This window comes from Neobacillus drentensis, from assembly GCF_036965645.1.
Taxonomy (GTDB): Bacteria; Bacillota; Bacilli; order Bacillales; family Cytobacillaceae; genus Neobacillus; species Neobacillus drentensis_D.
Genome location: NZ_JBALPZ010000210.1, coordinates 1 through 16,398, shown reverse-complemented (window position 1 = coordinate 16,398; position 16,398 = coordinate 1). Strand labels below are relative to the sequence as shown.

The following is a 16,398-nucleotide window of genomic DNA, read 5'->3' as shown; positions in this document are numbered from 1 at the left end:
ATAATTTTATATGGATATACGGATATGATGACGTTTGTATTCTCTATTATATAAGATGATGGTTTGTGAAGGTGGCCGTGTAGAAAGTATATTACCCAAAATTCCGACTATAGGACAGTTATATTTTTTTTCAATTGCTCTTATTTCGTTAAACTCAATATCGCCTAACAAGATTACCAAATCAGGAGATATATCAGGGTGATTCCGATAATAATTATGGGTGTCAGAAAGGACAAAAAGTTATATAAAGAAAATAAATGCTATATCATATGAACCATTATGTAAAGTGAAAACGGACAAAGGTCATATTACAAAAGGGATTTTTTGCTTTGCTAATATTTCTCCTTAAAGATCTACTCTAAAAATGAGCTCTTCCATTTTCACCCAAACTTATAATATTTTTTAATTTCCATTTTTAATAAAAAAACAGCCAAATTATTCACTAAAAAAAATAGACACCAGTCTTTTTGACAGCTGCCTGTTTTGTACAAATTCACAACTTTTCAAAAAAATAATTATTAACCCCTAAATTCAATGCTTTATCCCTGATTTTTACCTTTTTCAATCTGATCTTTTATTTTTACCGCTATTTCAAGCACCTTATAGGCATCATGGACACCTACTAATGGAGACTGCCTGAATTGTATGGATTGTATAAAGTGTTCAATTTCTAAATAAAGTGTTTCTTGATGAGGGATTATAATTTTTTCTATAATATTTTCAACATGGTAGGAAGGGTTATTTGATGGAGAAAGATCTGATTTATGGTAAACGAATAACTCTTTTGTTAAAAGATTCGTTTTAAGGAACTTATCCTTTTCCGTTACGTTTATTTCCCTCTTCTTATCTAAGGAATAACGGCTTGATAGCAAGGATGCGAAACACCCGTTTTGAAAGGATATTAGTGCTGAAGCAGCCTCTAGCTGATTACCATCTTCGATGAAATAGCCTACAGCGTTCACAGTTAAAATTGGACTAGTAACTAAATGTAAAATAAGGTCAATATCATGAATCATTAAATCTAGGATTACATCTGTTTCAATACTTCTATTCGGTACTCCAAATCTCCTAGTCTCAAGAGAAATCACATTCTCGGTGTTAATAAGCTTTGATAGCTGTGTGAAAGCTGGGTTAAAACGTTCAACATGACCAACTTGAACTACTACTGACCCTTTATCCACCGCATTGATTATTTTTTTAGCTTCCTGTAACGAAGACACAAATGGTTTTTCAACCAAGACATGCTTACCTTTCTGAATCGCTTGCATCGTTAATGAAAAATGATGGGATGTATGGACGGCTATGATGACAGCATCAACCGTATTGATGAGTTCTTTGAAAGACGAAAAACTTTGAACTCCAAATGTTTTTGCTACTTTTTCACTTCTTTTCTGGTCAATATCAAATACTCCGATAAAATCTGCTTTTTTCAGCATGTGTAGGACCTTACAATGATTAACTCCCATACTTCCAACGCCCGCAACCCCTATTTTTATTGGGGGCATGACTGATCACCAAAGAATTCTTTTATTGCTGCTATAATATAGTCTTGTTGTTTTTGTGTCATCATGGGATTTATTGGTAAAGCCAAAATTCTTTTGGCGCATCTCTCCGAAACCGGAAAATGACCATTTTTATATCCAAGATGAAAAAAAGCTTTTTGGAGATGGAGCGGTATGGGGTAATAGATGCCTGTTGCAATTTCTTTTTGTTTTAGAAATTGGCCTAATTGTTCTTGTTGATCGGTCTCTATACAATATTGATGATAGATGTGTTCCCTATCTTCTGCTCTAACTGGGACTTGGACAGTTTCCGCTAATTTCAGTGAATATTTTTCCGCCAATTCTTTTCGACGATTATTCCATACATCTAACCATTTGAATTTCACATTAAGAATCGCAGCTTGTATTTCATCTAATCGACTATTTAATCCAATATGTGTATGGACATATCGTTCTGAACTGCCATGGTTCCTCAGTAATTTTAATTTTCTAAATAAGTCACCATTGTTCGTTACAATCATTCCGCCATCACCATACGCACCCAAATTTTTGGAGGGAAAGAAAGAAAAACATCCAAAATCACCAAATGAACCAACTTTTTTCCCTTGGTAGGAAGCTCCTATGGATTGACAGGCATCCTCTATAACACGAAGGTTATGCTTACGAGAAATGGTCAAAATCGAATCCATATCCGCAGATTGACCAAATAAATGAACAACCATAATAGCTTTCGTTTTTTTTGTGATTACACTTTCAATCAAATCGGGATTCATGTTAAACGTCTTTGGATCAATATCGACAAATACCGGTGTCGCCCCCACCCTTGCAATTACTTCTGCAGTAGAAAAAAAAGTAAAAGGAGTTGTAATCACTTCATCTCCGCTTCCGATATTTAAAGCTTCTAAACATAATAGAAGTGCGTCCGTACCATTTGCCACTCCCACCGCATGGTCAACACCAATATATTGAGAAATTTCTTTCTCCAATTTTTCTCCTTTTGCCCCCAATATAAAACAGCTGCTTTCTAACACTTCCTGGATTGCTCGGTTCAATTCAATTTTTAAATTTTCATATTCAGTTTTTATATCAACAAGAGGAATCATTCTCTCTCACCTCTATCTGCTTTTAATTCCTGATGAAGTGCCTCATCAATAAAACAATAGCTTTTAGAAATCCGTTTTTGAAAGTTTGTTTAATAATCCGCATCTGATGGAGGTGGAAAATGTGGCGGTTTTGGCGGTTTTGGACCTTTTGGACCCTTTGGGCCCTTTGGGCCTTTTGGACCTTTTGGACCTTTTGGACCTTTTGGTTCTCTTGGCATTGAGGAATGAAGATGTTCTTTTGTCATTTCTAATAACCTCTCTTTGTAGGAACTACTCATATACCATATACTTTGTTAGTAATATGTACGTAATCTTCCTTTGGTGAGAAAAGATCTTAATTAAAATGAAATTCCTTTTTGTACGTCACTCAGGAAGAAGTTCTAGAATAAACTAACGAGAAATTTCGTTTTTTTAACTAACAGTATTAAAAGTAAAGGAATACATTTCATATGTACTGGTGATATAAAATGAAAATAAAAACCTTCACGGATGATTATGAGAGCAAGTGGGATAGCTTTGTTCAAAATTCAAAAAATGGAACATTTATGCAGCAACGCAAATTCCTTAATTATCACTCCAAAGGAAAATTCCATGATTGTTCCTTAATGATATTTGACACCCAAGATCGGATTGTCGCGGTAATCCCCGCAGCATTAAAGTCCGAAAATAATTCATCCATTTTTTGTTCTCATCCAGGAGCCTCACATGGTGGGATAATCATTAATCAAACATTTGACACTGAAAAAGCACTATCGCTAATCCCTCTCTTGATTGAACACTGCAAGGGTATGGGGGTAAAAGCCATTGAAATGAAAATGGTTCCCCGCATCTACCATTCCTGGCCTTCTGATGAAATTGATTTTTCATTAAGATATTTCGGTTTTTCTCCTGAAATCTCAGAATTAGCAACCGCCCTCCCACTCAAAAATATCGAAAATTATGAACTTCATATGGAAAAAAATGCGATTAGAAATAGGAACAAAGCAATAAATAGAGGAGTTATTGTAAAAGAAAGTAACGATCTTGCTAGTTATTGGAAAATATTAGAGTCTAATTTAAGCAAAAGACATAACACTCTCCCTACTCACACCTACAATGAGATCATTGATCTTTCAAAAAGATTTCCAGAAAAAATTAAACTTTTTTCTGCCTTTTACGAGGAAAAAATGATAGCTGGCGTGTTGGTTTTTATACTTAACAGTAGTGTATTAAATTGTTTTTATATTTGCCATGATGAAAAATTCCAGCACGTTAGACCTTTAAACCTTGTTTTCAGTACACTTATCCATTGGGGGGTAAACGAAGGGTTCCACTTTGTGGATTGGGGTATTTCCACTGAGAAAAAAGGGAAAGCAGTGAATCAAGGATTATTTAAGTTTAAAGAAGGCTTTGGCGGACGTGGTGTTTTACGTGAAACCTACAAGTTAACTTTATGAAATTGGGTGATGAATTTGAAAATCCTGTTTATTGAAGCAGCAAAACAATATTTATTAGGGCTTCCTTCCGGATTTGAAAAGAATGGCTGTACCGTCAAAATATTGACAGATATTCAAGAAGATGAATTAGAAAAGACACTTAAGGAATTTGAACCTGATTTGGCGGTAACAGCTGGATGGACAAAAATTCATACAAGAGTCAAATTACAGCTCCTCCACCGGCTTCTGAAAAAATATGGAGTGAAACATGCTTATTGGGCAACAGAAGATCCTCGTTGGCGTGAAAAATGGTCTTTGTATTATATCGAAACCACACATCCCGATTATATTTTTACAATCGACCGGGCATCGATTCCTTATTATAAAAATCTGGGTTATTCAGCTCATCACCTCACATGGGCATGTAATCCTGATTTCCACAAACCAGGCACCAAGCAAGATCAGTATTCTTGTGACATTGCTATTGTGGCCACTGCAGGAGTAACCTGGAGTTCTTACCGGAAAAATAGCGTCCAAATTCTCTTACAACCATTGCTTGAAAAAGATTATAACGTAAAAATTTGGGGCAGCCGCTGGGAGAAGGTGGATCCCAATATCCTCGGCTTTGACGTACCATCTAAATTTCTGAAGCAAAAAATTCCATATTTAGAAACAAACGATGTTTATAGCACTGCAAAAATCGTTCTCGGATTTCAAAACACTTATACAGAATTAAACTCACGAACATTTGAGGTTCCAGCATCTCAGGGATTTCTGCTTACACCACTTACCCCTGCCGTTGAAGAATTATTTATTCAGAATAAGCATCTTGTTTGTTCATCTTCTCCAAAAGAAACCTTAGAGTTAGTTGATTATTATCTTACACATGAGGATGAAAGAAGGGCTATAGCAAAATTGGGACAGAAGGAAGTTTACTCGAATCATACCTACACACACCGTGCTAAAGAAATTTTGAAGGTAGTGAGGAAATCATCAGGATAAGGCAGGGATCTCCATATGCAGAAATCAATAAAAAAGTCAGTTCAATGCAGCGGAATGTCCATTACCGGTGAAATCCATTCGACAGTCACCTTTTTTCCATCTCCACCTGGTTCTGGTATTGTATTTGTCCGTGATGATCTACAAGGAAAACCAGAAATAGAATGTAAAGCATCCTTAGCTCAGTCTGATTCCCGTTGGACATCACTTGTGAAAAATAACAACAGGATTGAACATACAGAACACATATTAGCCGCTATTACAGGTTTAGGTATTGATAACATTAAAGTACATCTGGACAGCCCGCATATTCCTGTGGTCAGTCAATTTAGCTGTAAGGACTTCGTTGATGCGCTATTACGAGCTGAAGTCATCACTCAATCTAAGCCAAAACTATTTATCACGATAACAGAGCCACAATGGGTCTTTGATTCTTTTTATTATAATGGGCAGCGCTATGACAGTATGTTAATCGCTTTACCTGCAGCAGAACCTACTTATACTTATTTGCTTGATTATCCCAGCAAAAAGCTTCCAAGACAGCTTGCCCATTACAAATTGACAACTGCCTTAGACTTCGTTTCTGAACTATCATCTGCCAGGTCTTATATTATGGATGATGAGGTTGATCTTGTTAAAAAATTAATTGGTAACGCAATGGATCAATGTCTGGTTATTTCCGGTGGAACGGATCATCAGCTTAGATGGGACAATGAGCCAGCAAGACATAAACTGGTCGATTTATTAGGGGATATAAGCACATTAGGCCATTCTGTTAAAGGGCACTTTATCGGAATAAGATCAGGACACAAAACCAATATCAAAATGGCCCAAAAAATAATAAGCGATTTGGGGAGTGACTTGCGATGATTATTTCCATCCATCAGCCTAATTACATCCCTTGGATCGGGTATTTTCATAAAATGTTATCCAGTGATTTGTTTATTATTCTCGATGATGTAGACCTTTCAAGAACGGCAATCACGAATAAAAACAAAATAAAAAGCCCAGATGGCCCCAGATTATTGAGTGTTCCTTTAGCAAATAAAAAAGGCAAAATTAAAGACGTGACAATGTTTAACGATGGTAATTGGTCCCAAAAACATTGGGGATCTATTCAAAGAAGCTATGCCAGGGCCCCATTTTGGAAACAGTATCAACATCTCTTTTTGCCTATTTTTGAAAATCCAAATGAAAAATTGGCGGACTTTAACTTACAACTAATAGAAATCATTCGAACAGTTCTAGAAATAAAAACTCCTATTATTCGAACTTCAGAGCTTGAAGGAATTCCTGGCCAAAAGGGAGAAAAAATTATTAACATTTGTAAAGCTTTCAATGCGACGGTTTATCTATCAGGGACTGGAGCCAAAGCGTATAATGATGAAAAAGATTTTGAGAAAAATCAAATACGACTGGTTTACCAGAAATTTGAACCCCCTGTTTATCCTCAACTATGGGGAGAGTTTATTCCTAATCTATCAGTTATTGATTTGCTATTTAACTGCGGTCCAAAGAGCAAAGAATTTATTCCTAAGCAGGTGATTTATGAATAAATTAAATGTGCTCATTACCGGTTCTGGATCGGTCTATGGAGTAGCAGTTATTAAGTCCTTACTAAAATCCAAGTTAAATGTTAAGCTAATCGCTACTGATACCCAGCCCTATGCCCTGGGGCTCTATTTAGCCCATCACAGCTATATAGTACCTCATGTTAAGGATGAACAGCCCTATTTAAAAAGATTGCTAGAAATCATGAGATTGGAAAAAATAGATGCCATTTTTATCGCTTCATCACAAGAGCTTTCTTTTTACTGTCGGAACAAAGGTTTAATTGAAAAGGAAATAAAGTGTAAGGTATTTTCTAACCCGCAAGATGTTTTATCCATATGCAATGATAAATGGAATACGATCCAATTTCTAGATAAACATAATTTTCCCTATCCAAAAACGATTCGTTACCCAGAAGATAACGAAAAAATTCAATCATTTATTGAGGATGTGGGCTTTCCTTTTATTGTAAAACCAAGACATGGTAATGGTTCAGAGGACATTCATCTAGTTAATGATTTAATTTATTTTAAGCAGGTTATTTCCGAGAAAAAAGATATGATTCTTCAGCAATTTCTTCCTGATGAGCAAAATGAATTTACCGTAGGAGTTTGTTGTGGAACAAATGGAAAGGTTTTATCATCCATTGCATTAAAAAGACAGTTGCAGGACGGCATTACGATGACTGCAATCTCTGACGATTATAAGGATATTACAGATTACTGCGAAAAAGTCGCAATAGCCCTGAAACCATATGGTCCATGTAACTTTCAACTTCGAATGTGGAATGGAAAACCCTACATCTTTGAAATTAACCCCAGATTCAGCAGTTCAACCGGAATGCGTACTCTTTTAGGTGTAAATGAAGCGGAAATTATCCTGAAGGCTGAAGTATTACATGAAAGCCTTCCTGAAAGACAAATACTAAAAGCTAGTGTGATTCGGCAATACACAGATTATTTAGTTCCAACAGAAGAATTAGAAAAATTAAAGACCCAGAGTTCATTATTAAATGATATCAAGGAATAAAAAATTTTTTGATTAGCTGGTCTTGGCATCAAGATGAATATTTTACACATCAACAAAAAGAACTGCCACAGCGAACCCAAACTTCTTCTTAAACGGCATGAAAGTTCTTGAAAATACCTTAATTTAACACTTCTGTTTTAATCAAACACTTCATTCATGTTTATGAGCTAGTAAACCAATCTGTACAACCAAAAAGGGTCGCTAAGTGCAGCAACCCTTTTTGATTCTTACCCTAAAAGTCCCGAAATGCTATGGAATATATAGAAAAATACTACTCCGCATACAAAAGAGAGGGGGATAGTTCTGTTTGTGATTTTATTTGCAACAGGAAGTAAGGACGTGCCACCAAGGTAGATGAACATACCCGCCGTCATGGCAATAGGAATGGCAATAAACTGTTCATTGATTTCTGTGAAATACGATAACAAAATGGATAATCCAACACCAAGCCAAATAAATAAACCTTGAATGAAAAGATTAATGGCTGTTTTTCTTCGATTTTTTATTATGGCAAAAACCGATGAAGCGTAGGTTATTCCTTCGGGAATCTTATGTAAGATTAAGGCAATGGAAACCATCAGCCCTAATTTCACACTAATTGCATAGCTAACACCGATGGATAATCCCTCGAAGACATTATGGAGAGACATCCCCAATGAAATTCCCATCAAGGAACTTTCATTGAAACCATTCATATCTGATTTCTTCTTTTTAGATACACTCGTCAGATAGGAAACAAGATACATGATCACGAGTCCCAACATGATATAAAGACCGTTATTATTTAGTTGTTCTTGAGTATCTGGTATCAAATCAAGGATAGATATCGACAATAACAATCCTGCACTCATGGCAGTAATTGCGAGCACGCTATTTTGTGTCCATTTTTTCTTTATTAAAACTAGCATCCCACCTGAAATATAAGCAACGGAAGAAATTAAAACCACGAGAAGAAGGACAGTGCTCATACTTTTTCCTCCTAATTAGTTTTCCTGTTGAAAATGTATGAGGATACTTTCATTGATATAACAATGAATAAATTTATTTTGAATTAAAATCAAAATCAATGATGGTGATTTTATAAATCCCAAATTTCCTTTCCTGTCTGTTTATAGAATTTTCCATGAATGTTACCGGTTATACTTTGTGAGACATTTCCCTACATAATAAGTTTCCGTCGGCCCGAGATAGCTATTTGCAGGTTTCTTACCTTCCGGATAGATTACTAGCTTTTCTAATACAAATCCTGGGCTCACTGCATAAATCCTTAAGAAGTTTAATCCTTCCTTACAATTTATGATGCTACAGTGCCTGTGGATATTATCTAGCACACCAACTGCCCAGTTATTATCATCAACGCGATATCCTTCTGGAAGTGTATTAACTATGTTAATGTCATCCTCGTTTGCTTGTATTCCACAGTATAACGTACTATCTTTAGAGACCGGATTAGAAGGCTGCCTATATAATTCCAATTCATAAACCCCAGCTTCCTGTACTACGAAATGATATTCCAGATACGGTGCGTCCTTTTCTACAGTAAAATATTCCGTTGTTGGAAAAGCCTTCATTGCGGATAATGTCTTGCCATATCCCTGAAGCACTTGAAATCTATTAACATTCCCCTGCTGATTTGTTGCTTCCTTATTCAGAAAATAATGTTCAGCTTCTATGGAAATATATCCATTGGTCTCGACAAAGGTCATATTAGGTAATTCACTAAAATCATTCTTCGATGCGTTTACAATGATTGTACAGATACCACACGGCATCTCCACTACAATACTGCCTTCTGTGTCATCATTCATCGTACTGCGATCAATCGTTACAGTAATGACTTCCATTGTTTTTTCTTTCCCATCTAAGCTGCCGTTCATTTTTGAACACATCAGCCACTGCTTTTCGCAAGTAATCTTAAAATCCGCATTCATATCACTAAGACTAGAAATAGTAAATGAAGCTTCCTCAATATCCGGCTGCAGGAAGTCATTTAAGTAGACTTTATTTTTATGCCATGCGCTGCCCTCAGATTGCTGATCCGTCCCATCCACTGAAACTACCAGTCTTGGCTTATTAGCCGGTAATACGTGCATTGGTATAGGGTTCTGGCATTCATCTTCATTCCAGCGAGTAAAACCGATATGCTCAGACAGTCCCATTCCATACCATTTACCATTATCTATCGTATGATACTGCTCCACTAGCTCCCTATCCCTTTTCAGGCATTCTCTAATCTGATCAGCCAGTCTGTTTGCTTCCATTTTACCCAACTTTGCATCATAATGGTTTTTCCCAGTAAGCAACCACATCTTCTGCAAATTTAGATTTCCTACAGCAGGATAATAGACAAGTGAGAAATAAGTTGGCAAGTTCTTAGAATCTACAAACTTATATAGATCATCAGCAATATCCAAAAGGTAATCTATTTGCTGTAATGTATGATGCGTTTCCAAGTAGTTCACAGGATGATAGATATCTGCATTCATGTGCTCGGGTCTGCGGTTATGAGCAATCTTTGTGTAACCTGTGAGCAGCTCAAATACTTTTTTCATATCATCCTCAGAGAATACACCAACAAATTGTTTTTGAATCCATTGCATTGTATAAATATCCGTCTTATTAATCGCACTAGTTCCCCATTTTTCAAAATCATAAGCCAAATCTAGAAAAAAAGATAACGGGAATTCCTGTGTAGCAATATCACCTACATTAACAATCCATAAATCCCGAACACCAAAGTCGTAAGCCATACTCATCTGCTCCCAAATCTTAGGAAGGTAAGAACTGTTAATCCATTCATACGAAATAGGGCCGCCATGATAATCAAAATGATAATACATTCCATAACCACCTTTATGGTTACGCATTTCTTTTGTTGGCAATGTCCGGAGGTTTCCATGATTATCATCACAGAGCATCAGAATCACATTTTCAAGCTCCTCCGAATTCATTAACCCCGGTGTATTCTCACTTCCATAGAAAAAAGGTTCCACTTCTTTATATAAAGCTAGCATTCTTGGTACTACTGAAAGGTTAGAATTCACATTTTCCTTTATTAACTGATTTTGAGTCTTTATCACTTCTCGCAGCAATTCGATATTGTCTGCCAGTGTCGCTTCTTTACCCATGATGGAAGTGTCTTGTTCGCCACGCATACCGACCGTAATGACATTCTCAAATTTACCGCTGCGCTTCAGACCGTCTTCCCAGAACTTTATAATGCCTTCTCTGTTAGTGATAAAATTCCAGGCATCACCATATTTGGAGTTCTCTCCACGCAGATATTTATATTCTTCTCCATAACGCAGACAAGGCTCGTGATGAGAGGCCCCCATTACGACGCCATATTCATCTGCTAGTTCTGCATTTGCTAAACCAGGTCCATCATCACTGAAACGAGCTGACCACATGGCTGGCCAGAGATAATTTCCTTTTAATCTTAGCAACAGTTCAAAAACGTGGTCATACATTTCTGCATTAAACCCACCGAAATTCTTCATCGTCCAGTTCCCAAAGGCTGGCCATTCATCATTGATAAAAAAGCCACGGTAACGGACAGATGGTTCCTTAGAGATATATTGGTAGTTTTCACTCAAAGAAAATGAATCTTTTCGCCGCGGCTTCACATCAGACCAATCTACCAACGGAGAAACACCAAGCAACTCTGACAGGTGAAAAAGACCGTAAATTGTACCGCGTTTATCACTTCCCGCAATGACCAGTGCTTTTTCAACGCCTTCAAATGGATCATTAATGACTTGAAATAAGAATACTTCTCTCTTTCCTTTAATTTCAGATAGATCAATTCTCTTTTTCTCATCAAGTTCATGAAGCATGGGGCTGTAATCCACCGTTCCATACAAAATAGCAGTTCTTCCAAGCTTCGTTCTGTCTGTGGATGCTTGTGGTGCATATCCGAAAACCAACTCCACATCATGCATAACCTTTTTGGCTATTCTTTTCACTCCGCTGAAAGCCTCTTTTTCTGCATAAAATAATGAACCAAGTATGGATGTATGACCATCTGTCACAGAAACACTTTTTAACATTTGTTGGTTAATTACGAATTCCATAAACAAATCCTTTCTTAAAAAGCAGTTTTTAACTTTAATTAGAATTTGATGACCATTTTAAGATTCCGGTTCTGGTGGACATGAAAAGTTACAAGGTATATCCGAATCCCAAAATGGTAAAAGATTTATCTTCATTATTAGATGCCATCTTGATTTCTACCTGGTGTTCCCCGCAGGCATTCTCCTGATACAAGATGACTGCATTGCAATGAGTCCAGTTAACTTCATGTGGGTCGGCGGTTTTTATATGTTGGCCATCCACAAATATATCCGCTATTCCAAACTCACTACTTCCTGAATCCTTAAAAACAAGTATGAGACTTCTGCTGTTTATCGTCATTTTGAAACTTTCATTTTCCGATGCAGCAGTATGCATCCAGTTATTTGGAAATTGAGGAGTAACGTAAGTGTTAGCATCCATCTCTACCATCTGCAAATCGTCATCTGTTTCCGAAAAACTGCCCATATCGATCCTTGCCTCTATCCGATTATCTTTCCTGTCAAGTAACTGAACATCCTTAAAGCAATTACCGATAACCGGCGAGTTATCTATTTTAATGTCCTCTCTATCTCTAATGGATTTCTTTGTTTCTGAAAATAGAAAAGAAAGACAATCCGCCATTATTGTATGACCGTCATTTGTAGGATGATAGATATCGTAAAAAAATTGTCTCTTGGTTATGATGTTTCCCTCTTCTTTTGTAAGCCTAAACTGCTCTACCACTGCATCCTTTACACTTACCATTGGGAGATCATAATGCTTTCCAACTGGAGAAAGCCTATCTTGCAGATTCCAGTCATTTTCAAACACGCTGAATAATAAAACAACAGCTGGTTTGTTTTCCGAAGAAAGTATTTTTAAACATAGGCTCTCATAACAAATTCCCTTTGTTTCGTCTCCTGCATCATTTACCGCGAACTCTACAATCACGATATCCGGCTCTACTTTTCCATTCCTTAAAATATCCCGTTCATAGCGAATCATGCCGAGTTCAGATGGTGTACCTCCTACTCCAGCCTTTACAAAATGGACATTCTTCCCATCATCTTTCCCAAACATTTCTCTGAATTTCAAATAAGATTGGTAAGCATAACAATGAGTATGGATTGGTTTTGCACCAGCACCCTGAGTAATGGAGCCCCCTATGTATGCGATGGTTACATCCTCGCCTCTTTCTGCTTTTTCAATGGCTGCTTTTAATCTATGATTGTTTCCTTTGCTTAATAGGGATTTCTTAATTATGGCCTGATAACCTTTTGAGCCGAATTCGACCGGTGGTTCCAACGATATCTCAGGTACCTTATAGGCATCTTGAAGATAGAATTTGACACTTGCTGTTGCTAGTTCACCAGGATGGTCAAATTCAAAGGCAAATTTACCAGGAACATCATCATCTTGGGACCATTGGAAATCTCCAAGTTCTAAAATCGTTTCGGTTCCATCTGTTGAACACGGAATTCTTAGTAGTGTTCCAGTTTCATATTTTTTCTCTTTTCCATAATTTTGTAATACAAAATTGATTTTTCCTGCATCGTGATTCCCTGTTTTTATTATGACACCTATACTGTGAACCAGCTTATGAAATCCCTCACAATGATCAAGAAGAGTCAAAATTTCCTCATCTTTCACGCCACCTACAAGTTTTGCAATACTTTTTAAACGTTCTCCATCTAAATAAATTTCCTGTGAGGGCTTGCCTTCATTACGGGGAGTGGCCTCAATCACTTTTTCAAGCATAACGAAAAAACTATCCCTTTTTGCTACTGGATCTTTTGATGCCTTGAAATTATCATTTCTACCGTCATTTATTATTAATCTACTTTTTTCAGTCATACTTACCTAACTCTCCTAAGAATTATCTATTTTTTTATGACACATAATTTAGTGAATTTTCATAATAGACATCTGCTTCCACTCCAATGGGAGCATCTAGGTTATATTTAAAGGGAAAAACAACCTTTTCATTATTACAGTTTTTAGATTCACTTAGTTTGACTAATCAACAAACAAACCATTAACAACTAATGTGTTTGTTTGTTAAGTTCGCCAAATCTCTCCCCCCCCTTTTTGGGTAACTAATATAAATGAACTAATTTATATTTATATGTAATTATTTTATTATTATTTTCAGAAAGGTCAATGCATTTTTGAAATCGCTTTATTTTATTATTAATTAGTAAACTAATTATAGATAAGATTATAGGTCGAACCAATCTGCCTTATATACGATTTCATAACCTAAGCACACCCGCGCGGCATTAATGCTGTAGCAAGGCATTCACCCTAAAGTCGTTTCTGAACAATTCTGACATTCGACAATTGGGATTACAATGGACACCTATACACATATATTCTAGAACATGCAAAAAGAAGCTGCCAGCAGTTTGAGCAGCTCATTAAGTAATTCTTATCATTTTAGAATGCGGAAACAGAGGGAGTTTATGCTTAAACAATATTTAGAAAAGAATATCTTTAGAGTTATTAATAACGCGACCTACTGCAGTAGTTTCAATTCGTTCCATTGGGTCGTGATTTCTTAGGTTCCCAAAGTCGAGACCAGTTAAGTTTTCAATAGTTGAAACTTTAACTTGGTAGGTTTTAAATTCTCCATAGGCAAATTCCAAATTAACGATTAAATTTTTTTGAGTTTGCAAATAGGCAGTCGCAGATAGTTCCCTATTTTCCTTAACCATAACAGCAACTTTCCAAAATTCTGCAGGTATTTGAATGTTTCGATAGATTATATCGTCTCCCCGAAATACAGGACCTGTAAATACTGTCACTTTTAGATTTAATTTTTCAGCGTTTTCTAAAATATAATCTTCTAAATCCAACCATGTTTTCTGATTTAAATCTTTATGTTGTGGAGAAGAATTCGTATAGTGAAATGTATCCTTATTTGCCTCATCTGCAGTATCTCCCCAAACAGGATCTCTTCGGCGTACGAGATGACCTTTATCAAAATCATTATTTTCATAAAGTTCTGGTCCGCACTGATATTTTTCTTCAATACGCGGGTCAAAGTTCCATTTATTTTCACGACCAATGTTCACTAGATTTTTCCCGTCAATGTTAACTACTGTATAATAAGCTAAACGCCTGGACTTACTCATAACTATTGAAAAATGTGTATAGTTTAACACAGTATCACCGTTCCGCTGTGTTACTATGTCTTGTTTAAGATCAGAACGAAATTTGGGATGAGGTACTTCATAGTTGTCACCAAGAAATTTAGTATTATAACCAGTCAAAAATTCATGCCACTCTTCAGTTTTTGTCTCAATGCCTTCCCTATTATTAACAATGCTATCAATTAAGGCTTTTTTTTCATCACTTAAATTTACACTCTGCTCCATAGCAAATTTTAAAATGCTACTAATTCTGATCCCCTCATTGGTTATGAAATTAGTATTATCATTAGGATCTGGAACACCTGCATGATGTAGACCAACTACTATCCATTGATCGTTAAAAACGGGGGAACCAGAAGAACCTGGCTGTGTATCTGTTGAGTAATGGATATAATCATCAAATATATCAGTAATTTTATTTTCTCTAAGGGCTACAGCTTTTGGGGCGCCTGATGGATGTTGAATAATTGATACATATTCACCAAGTAAAACCTTCCCTTTTTGAGGAAATAATGGTAAGAATCCAAAATCACTGGATTTCGACCCATCTGCTGAAATTTCTTCAATGGCTACTAAAGTAAAATCTAACTTCTGGTCCGTAATAAATAGAATATTGGGTTTAAATCGGAAGCTTTTAATCGGACGTTCCTTTTGATCAAGATCCATTTCATAATTAAATTGTGCAACACTAAAAAGAGCAGAATCCTCGTTTTCTAATACGTGATTATTTGTTAGTAATAGATTGGAAGAAACAAGAAAACCAGTGCCGTGTCCAAGGATTCGACCAATTCTATCACGCACCTCAATTCTACAGACAGGCTTTGCTGCTTTAAGCCCTGCTTCAAAATAAGAAATAGGAAATAAATCATTCTCGCCAAATATCCGTTCAAAAGCTAGTCCATCACGAGGGTTTATTATTTTCTTTCGAATAGAAATTCTCTCTGGTGTATCTATTTCCGATGGATTCTTACTATTTAGGATATCAACCGTTCGTTCTCGCTCGTTTGAACGTTCAATGTAACGTTTTAGTGCTTGTTGTTGCTGAATAGATACAAGGTCCTGATTAAATCTTTGAAAATCATTTAACCGTATAATAGACATATTTTGCCCTCCTAAAATAGTAATAAAAATCTTTGCGAATATTCAGTTTAATACAGCTACTCCTGATCCTTCCAATAATCACGCTACATCTTTATTTGCTACGGCATTACAAAGGTGAACTGTCACTTCTTAGCGCATCGAACGCGATTAGCCATTGTGTCATCACCCCGTTTCTTTATACCCCTATTATACACGAACAAACGTTCCTTTTAAATAAAAAAGAAAAACGCTTCTCTTCCTTAGAGCGCGTTTCTTTCTAAATACTTAACATTGTCAAAAGGAACTAAAACCGTATGTCCAAAGCTATTTATTCCTACAAAATAAGTAACATGTAAAGAAATAAGTTTAAATTCTACGGCTGTCCCGTCCATAAAATGAGCCGTTACATTAGAACCTGGATTTAAATCGGACATACATCTCCACCTCACTTTTTTTATCATATTCCTTATACTTGAATATTGTTAATAAAAAACTTTTCCATTTTGTTATATAT

The 16,398-nt window shown here is 36.2% G+C and carries 13 protein-coding genes; 5 read left to right on the top strand and 8 right to left on the bottom strand.

Features of this window, described 5'->3' with window-relative positions; translation table 11 throughout:
- Positions 1–539: 539 nt before the first annotated feature.
- From V7266_RS28455 to V7266_RS28445, 3 genes are all read right to left on the bottom strand, one after another.
- On the bottom strand, positions 540–1,505 hold the full coding sequence (locus V7266_RS28455; RefSeq protein WP_335472579.1) for a Gfo/Idh/MocA family oxidoreductase: 966 nt from the start codon (positions 1,503–1,505) through the stop codon (positions 540–542).
- Positions 1,493–2,605: a DegT/DnrJ/EryC1/StrS family aminotransferase gene (locus V7266_RS28450; RefSeq protein ID WP_335472578.1), complete on the bottom strand. Its 1,113-nt coding sequence runs from the start codon at positions 2,603–2,605 to the stop codon at positions 1,493–1,495. The genes V7266_RS28455 and V7266_RS28450 overlap by 13 nt, the downstream gene beginning before the upstream one ends.
- Positions 2,606–2,694: 89 nt before the next feature.
- The gene (locus V7266_RS28445; protein ID WP_335472577.1) at positions 2,695–2,850 is read right to left on the bottom strand and encodes a hypothetical protein; all 156 of its coding nucleotides are present in this window, start codon (positions 2,848–2,850) and stop codon (positions 2,695–2,697) included.
- Positions 2,851–3,072: 222 nt separating this feature from the next.
- Here V7266_RS28445 and V7266_RS28440 point away from each other — a divergent pair, with 222 nt between their 5' ends.
- Genes V7266_RS28440 through V7266_RS28420 form a run of 5 tightly spaced genes read left to right on the top strand, consistent with a single transcriptional unit; the run spans position 3,073 to position 7,599 of the window.
- Complete coding sequence (locus V7266_RS28440) at positions 3,073–4,041, top strand: peptidoglycan bridge formation glycyltransferase FemA/FemB family protein (RefSeq protein WP_335472576.1); 969 nt, start codon at positions 3,073–3,075, stop codon at positions 4,039–4,041.
- Positions 4,042–4,050: 9 nt separating this feature from the next.
- Positions 4,051–5,022 (top strand): CgeB family protein, encoded by a 972-nt coding sequence (locus tag V7266_RS28435; protein WP_335472575.1) that lies wholly within the window; start codon positions 4,051–4,053, stop codon positions 5,020–5,022.
- A gap of 15 nt (positions 5,023–5,037) precedes the next feature.
- Positions 5,038–5,889, top strand: coding sequence for a UDP-3-O-acyl-N-acetylglucosamine deacetylase (locus tag V7266_RS28430; protein WP_335472574.1), 852 nt, complete (start codon positions 5,038–5,040; stop codon positions 5,887–5,889).
- Positions 5,886–6,575 (top strand): WbqC family protein, encoded by a 690-nt coding sequence (locus V7266_RS28425; RefSeq protein WP_335472573.1) that lies wholly within the window; start codon positions 5,886–5,888, stop codon positions 6,573–6,575. Before V7266_RS28430 ends, V7266_RS28425 begins: the two co-directional genes overlap by 4 nt.
- Positions 6,568–7,599, top strand: coding sequence for an ATP-grasp domain-containing protein (locus V7266_RS28420; protein ID WP_335472572.1), 1,032 nt, complete (start codon positions 6,568–6,570; stop codon positions 7,597–7,599). The genes V7266_RS28425 and V7266_RS28420 overlap by 8 nt, the downstream gene beginning before the upstream one ends.
- A gap of 227 nt (positions 7,600–7,826) precedes the next feature.
- Here the strand turns inward: V7266_RS28420 and V7266_RS28415 are convergent, their stop codons facing one another.
- The 5 genes from V7266_RS28415 to V7266_RS28395 all read right to left on the bottom strand — a co-directional run bounded on the left by V7266_RS28415 (position 7,827) and on the right by V7266_RS28395 (position 16,318).
- Positions 7,827–8,567, bottom strand: a complete 741-nt coding sequence (locus tag V7266_RS28415; protein WP_335472571.1) for a ZIP family metal transporter — start codon at positions 8,565–8,567, stop codon at positions 7,827–7,829.
- Positions 8,568–8,729: 162 nt separating this feature from the next.
- A complete protein-coding gene (locus V7266_RS28410; RefSeq protein WP_335472570.1) occupies positions 8,730–11,672 on the bottom strand; it encodes a glycosyl hydrolase 115 family protein in 2,943 nt (980 codons plus the stop codon).
- 88 nt (positions 11,673–11,760) lie between these two features.
- A complete protein-coding gene (locus tag V7266_RS28405) occupies positions 11,761–13,506 on the bottom strand; it encodes an SGNH/GDSL hydrolase family protein (protein WP_335472569.1) in 1,746 nt (581 codons plus the stop codon).
- 623 nt (positions 13,507–14,129) lie between these two features.
- Entirely contained in the window at positions 14,130–15,905 is a 1,776-nt protein-coding gene (locus V7266_RS28400) for a DNA/RNA non-specific endonuclease (protein WP_335472568.1), read from the bottom strand.
- Between the two features lie 239 nt (positions 15,906–16,144).
- Positions 16,145–16,318 (bottom strand): hypothetical protein, encoded by a 174-nt coding sequence (locus V7266_RS28395; RefSeq protein ID WP_335472567.1) that lies wholly within the window; start codon positions 16,316–16,318, stop codon positions 16,145–16,147.
- Positions 16,319–16,398: the final 80 nt, after the last annotated feature.

Bases quoted from the DNA above. Each gene is read 5' to 3' on its own strand.
- V7266_RS28450 (WP_335472578.1), bottom strand. From the start codon at position 2,605: ATGATTCCTCTTGTTGATATAAAAACTGAATATGAAAATTTAAAAATT.
- V7266_RS28415 (WP_335472571.1), bottom strand. From the start codon at position 8,567: ATGAGCACTGTCCTTCTTCTCGTGGTTTTAATTTCTTCCGTTGCTTAT.
- V7266_RS28435 (WP_335472575.1), top strand. From the start codon at position 4,051: ATGAATTTGAAAATCCTGTTTATTGAAGCAGCAAAACAATATTTATTA.
- V7266_RS28395 (WP_335472567.1), bottom strand. From the start codon at position 16,318: ATGTCCGATTTAAATCCAGGTTCTAATGTAACGGCTCATTTTATGGAC.
- V7266_RS28420 (WP_335472572.1), top strand. From the start codon at position 6,568: ATGAATAAATTAAATGTGCTCATTACCGGTTCTGGATCGGTCTATGGA.
- V7266_RS28445 (WP_335472577.1), bottom strand. From the start codon at position 2,850: ATGACAAAAGAACATCTTCATTCCTCAATGCCAAGAGAACCAAAAGGT.
- V7266_RS28425 (WP_335472573.1), top strand. From the start codon at position 5,886: ATGATTATTTCCATCCATCAGCCTAATTACATCCCTTGGATCGGGTAT.
- V7266_RS28400 (WP_335472568.1), bottom strand. From the start codon at position 15,905: ATGTCTATTATACGGTTAAATGATTTTCAAAGATTTAATCAGGACCTT.
- V7266_RS28455 (WP_335472579.1), bottom strand. From the start codon at position 1,505: ATGCCCCCAATAAAAATAGGGGTTGCGGGCGTTGGAAGTATGGGAGTT.
- V7266_RS28430 (WP_335472574.1), top strand. From the start codon at position 5,038: ATGCAGAAATCAATAAAAAAGTCAGTTCAATGCAGCGGAATGTCCATT.
- V7266_RS28405 (WP_335472569.1), bottom strand. From the start codon at position 13,506: ATGACTGAAAAAAGTAGATTAATAATAAATGACGGTAGAAATGATAAT.
- V7266_RS28410 (WP_335472570.1), bottom strand. From the start codon at position 11,672: ATGGAATTCGTAATTAACCAACAAATGTTAAAAAGTGTTTCTGTGACA.
- V7266_RS28440 (WP_335472576.1), top strand. From the start codon at position 3,073: ATGAAAATAAAAACCTTCACGGATGATTATGAGAGCAAGTGGGATAGC.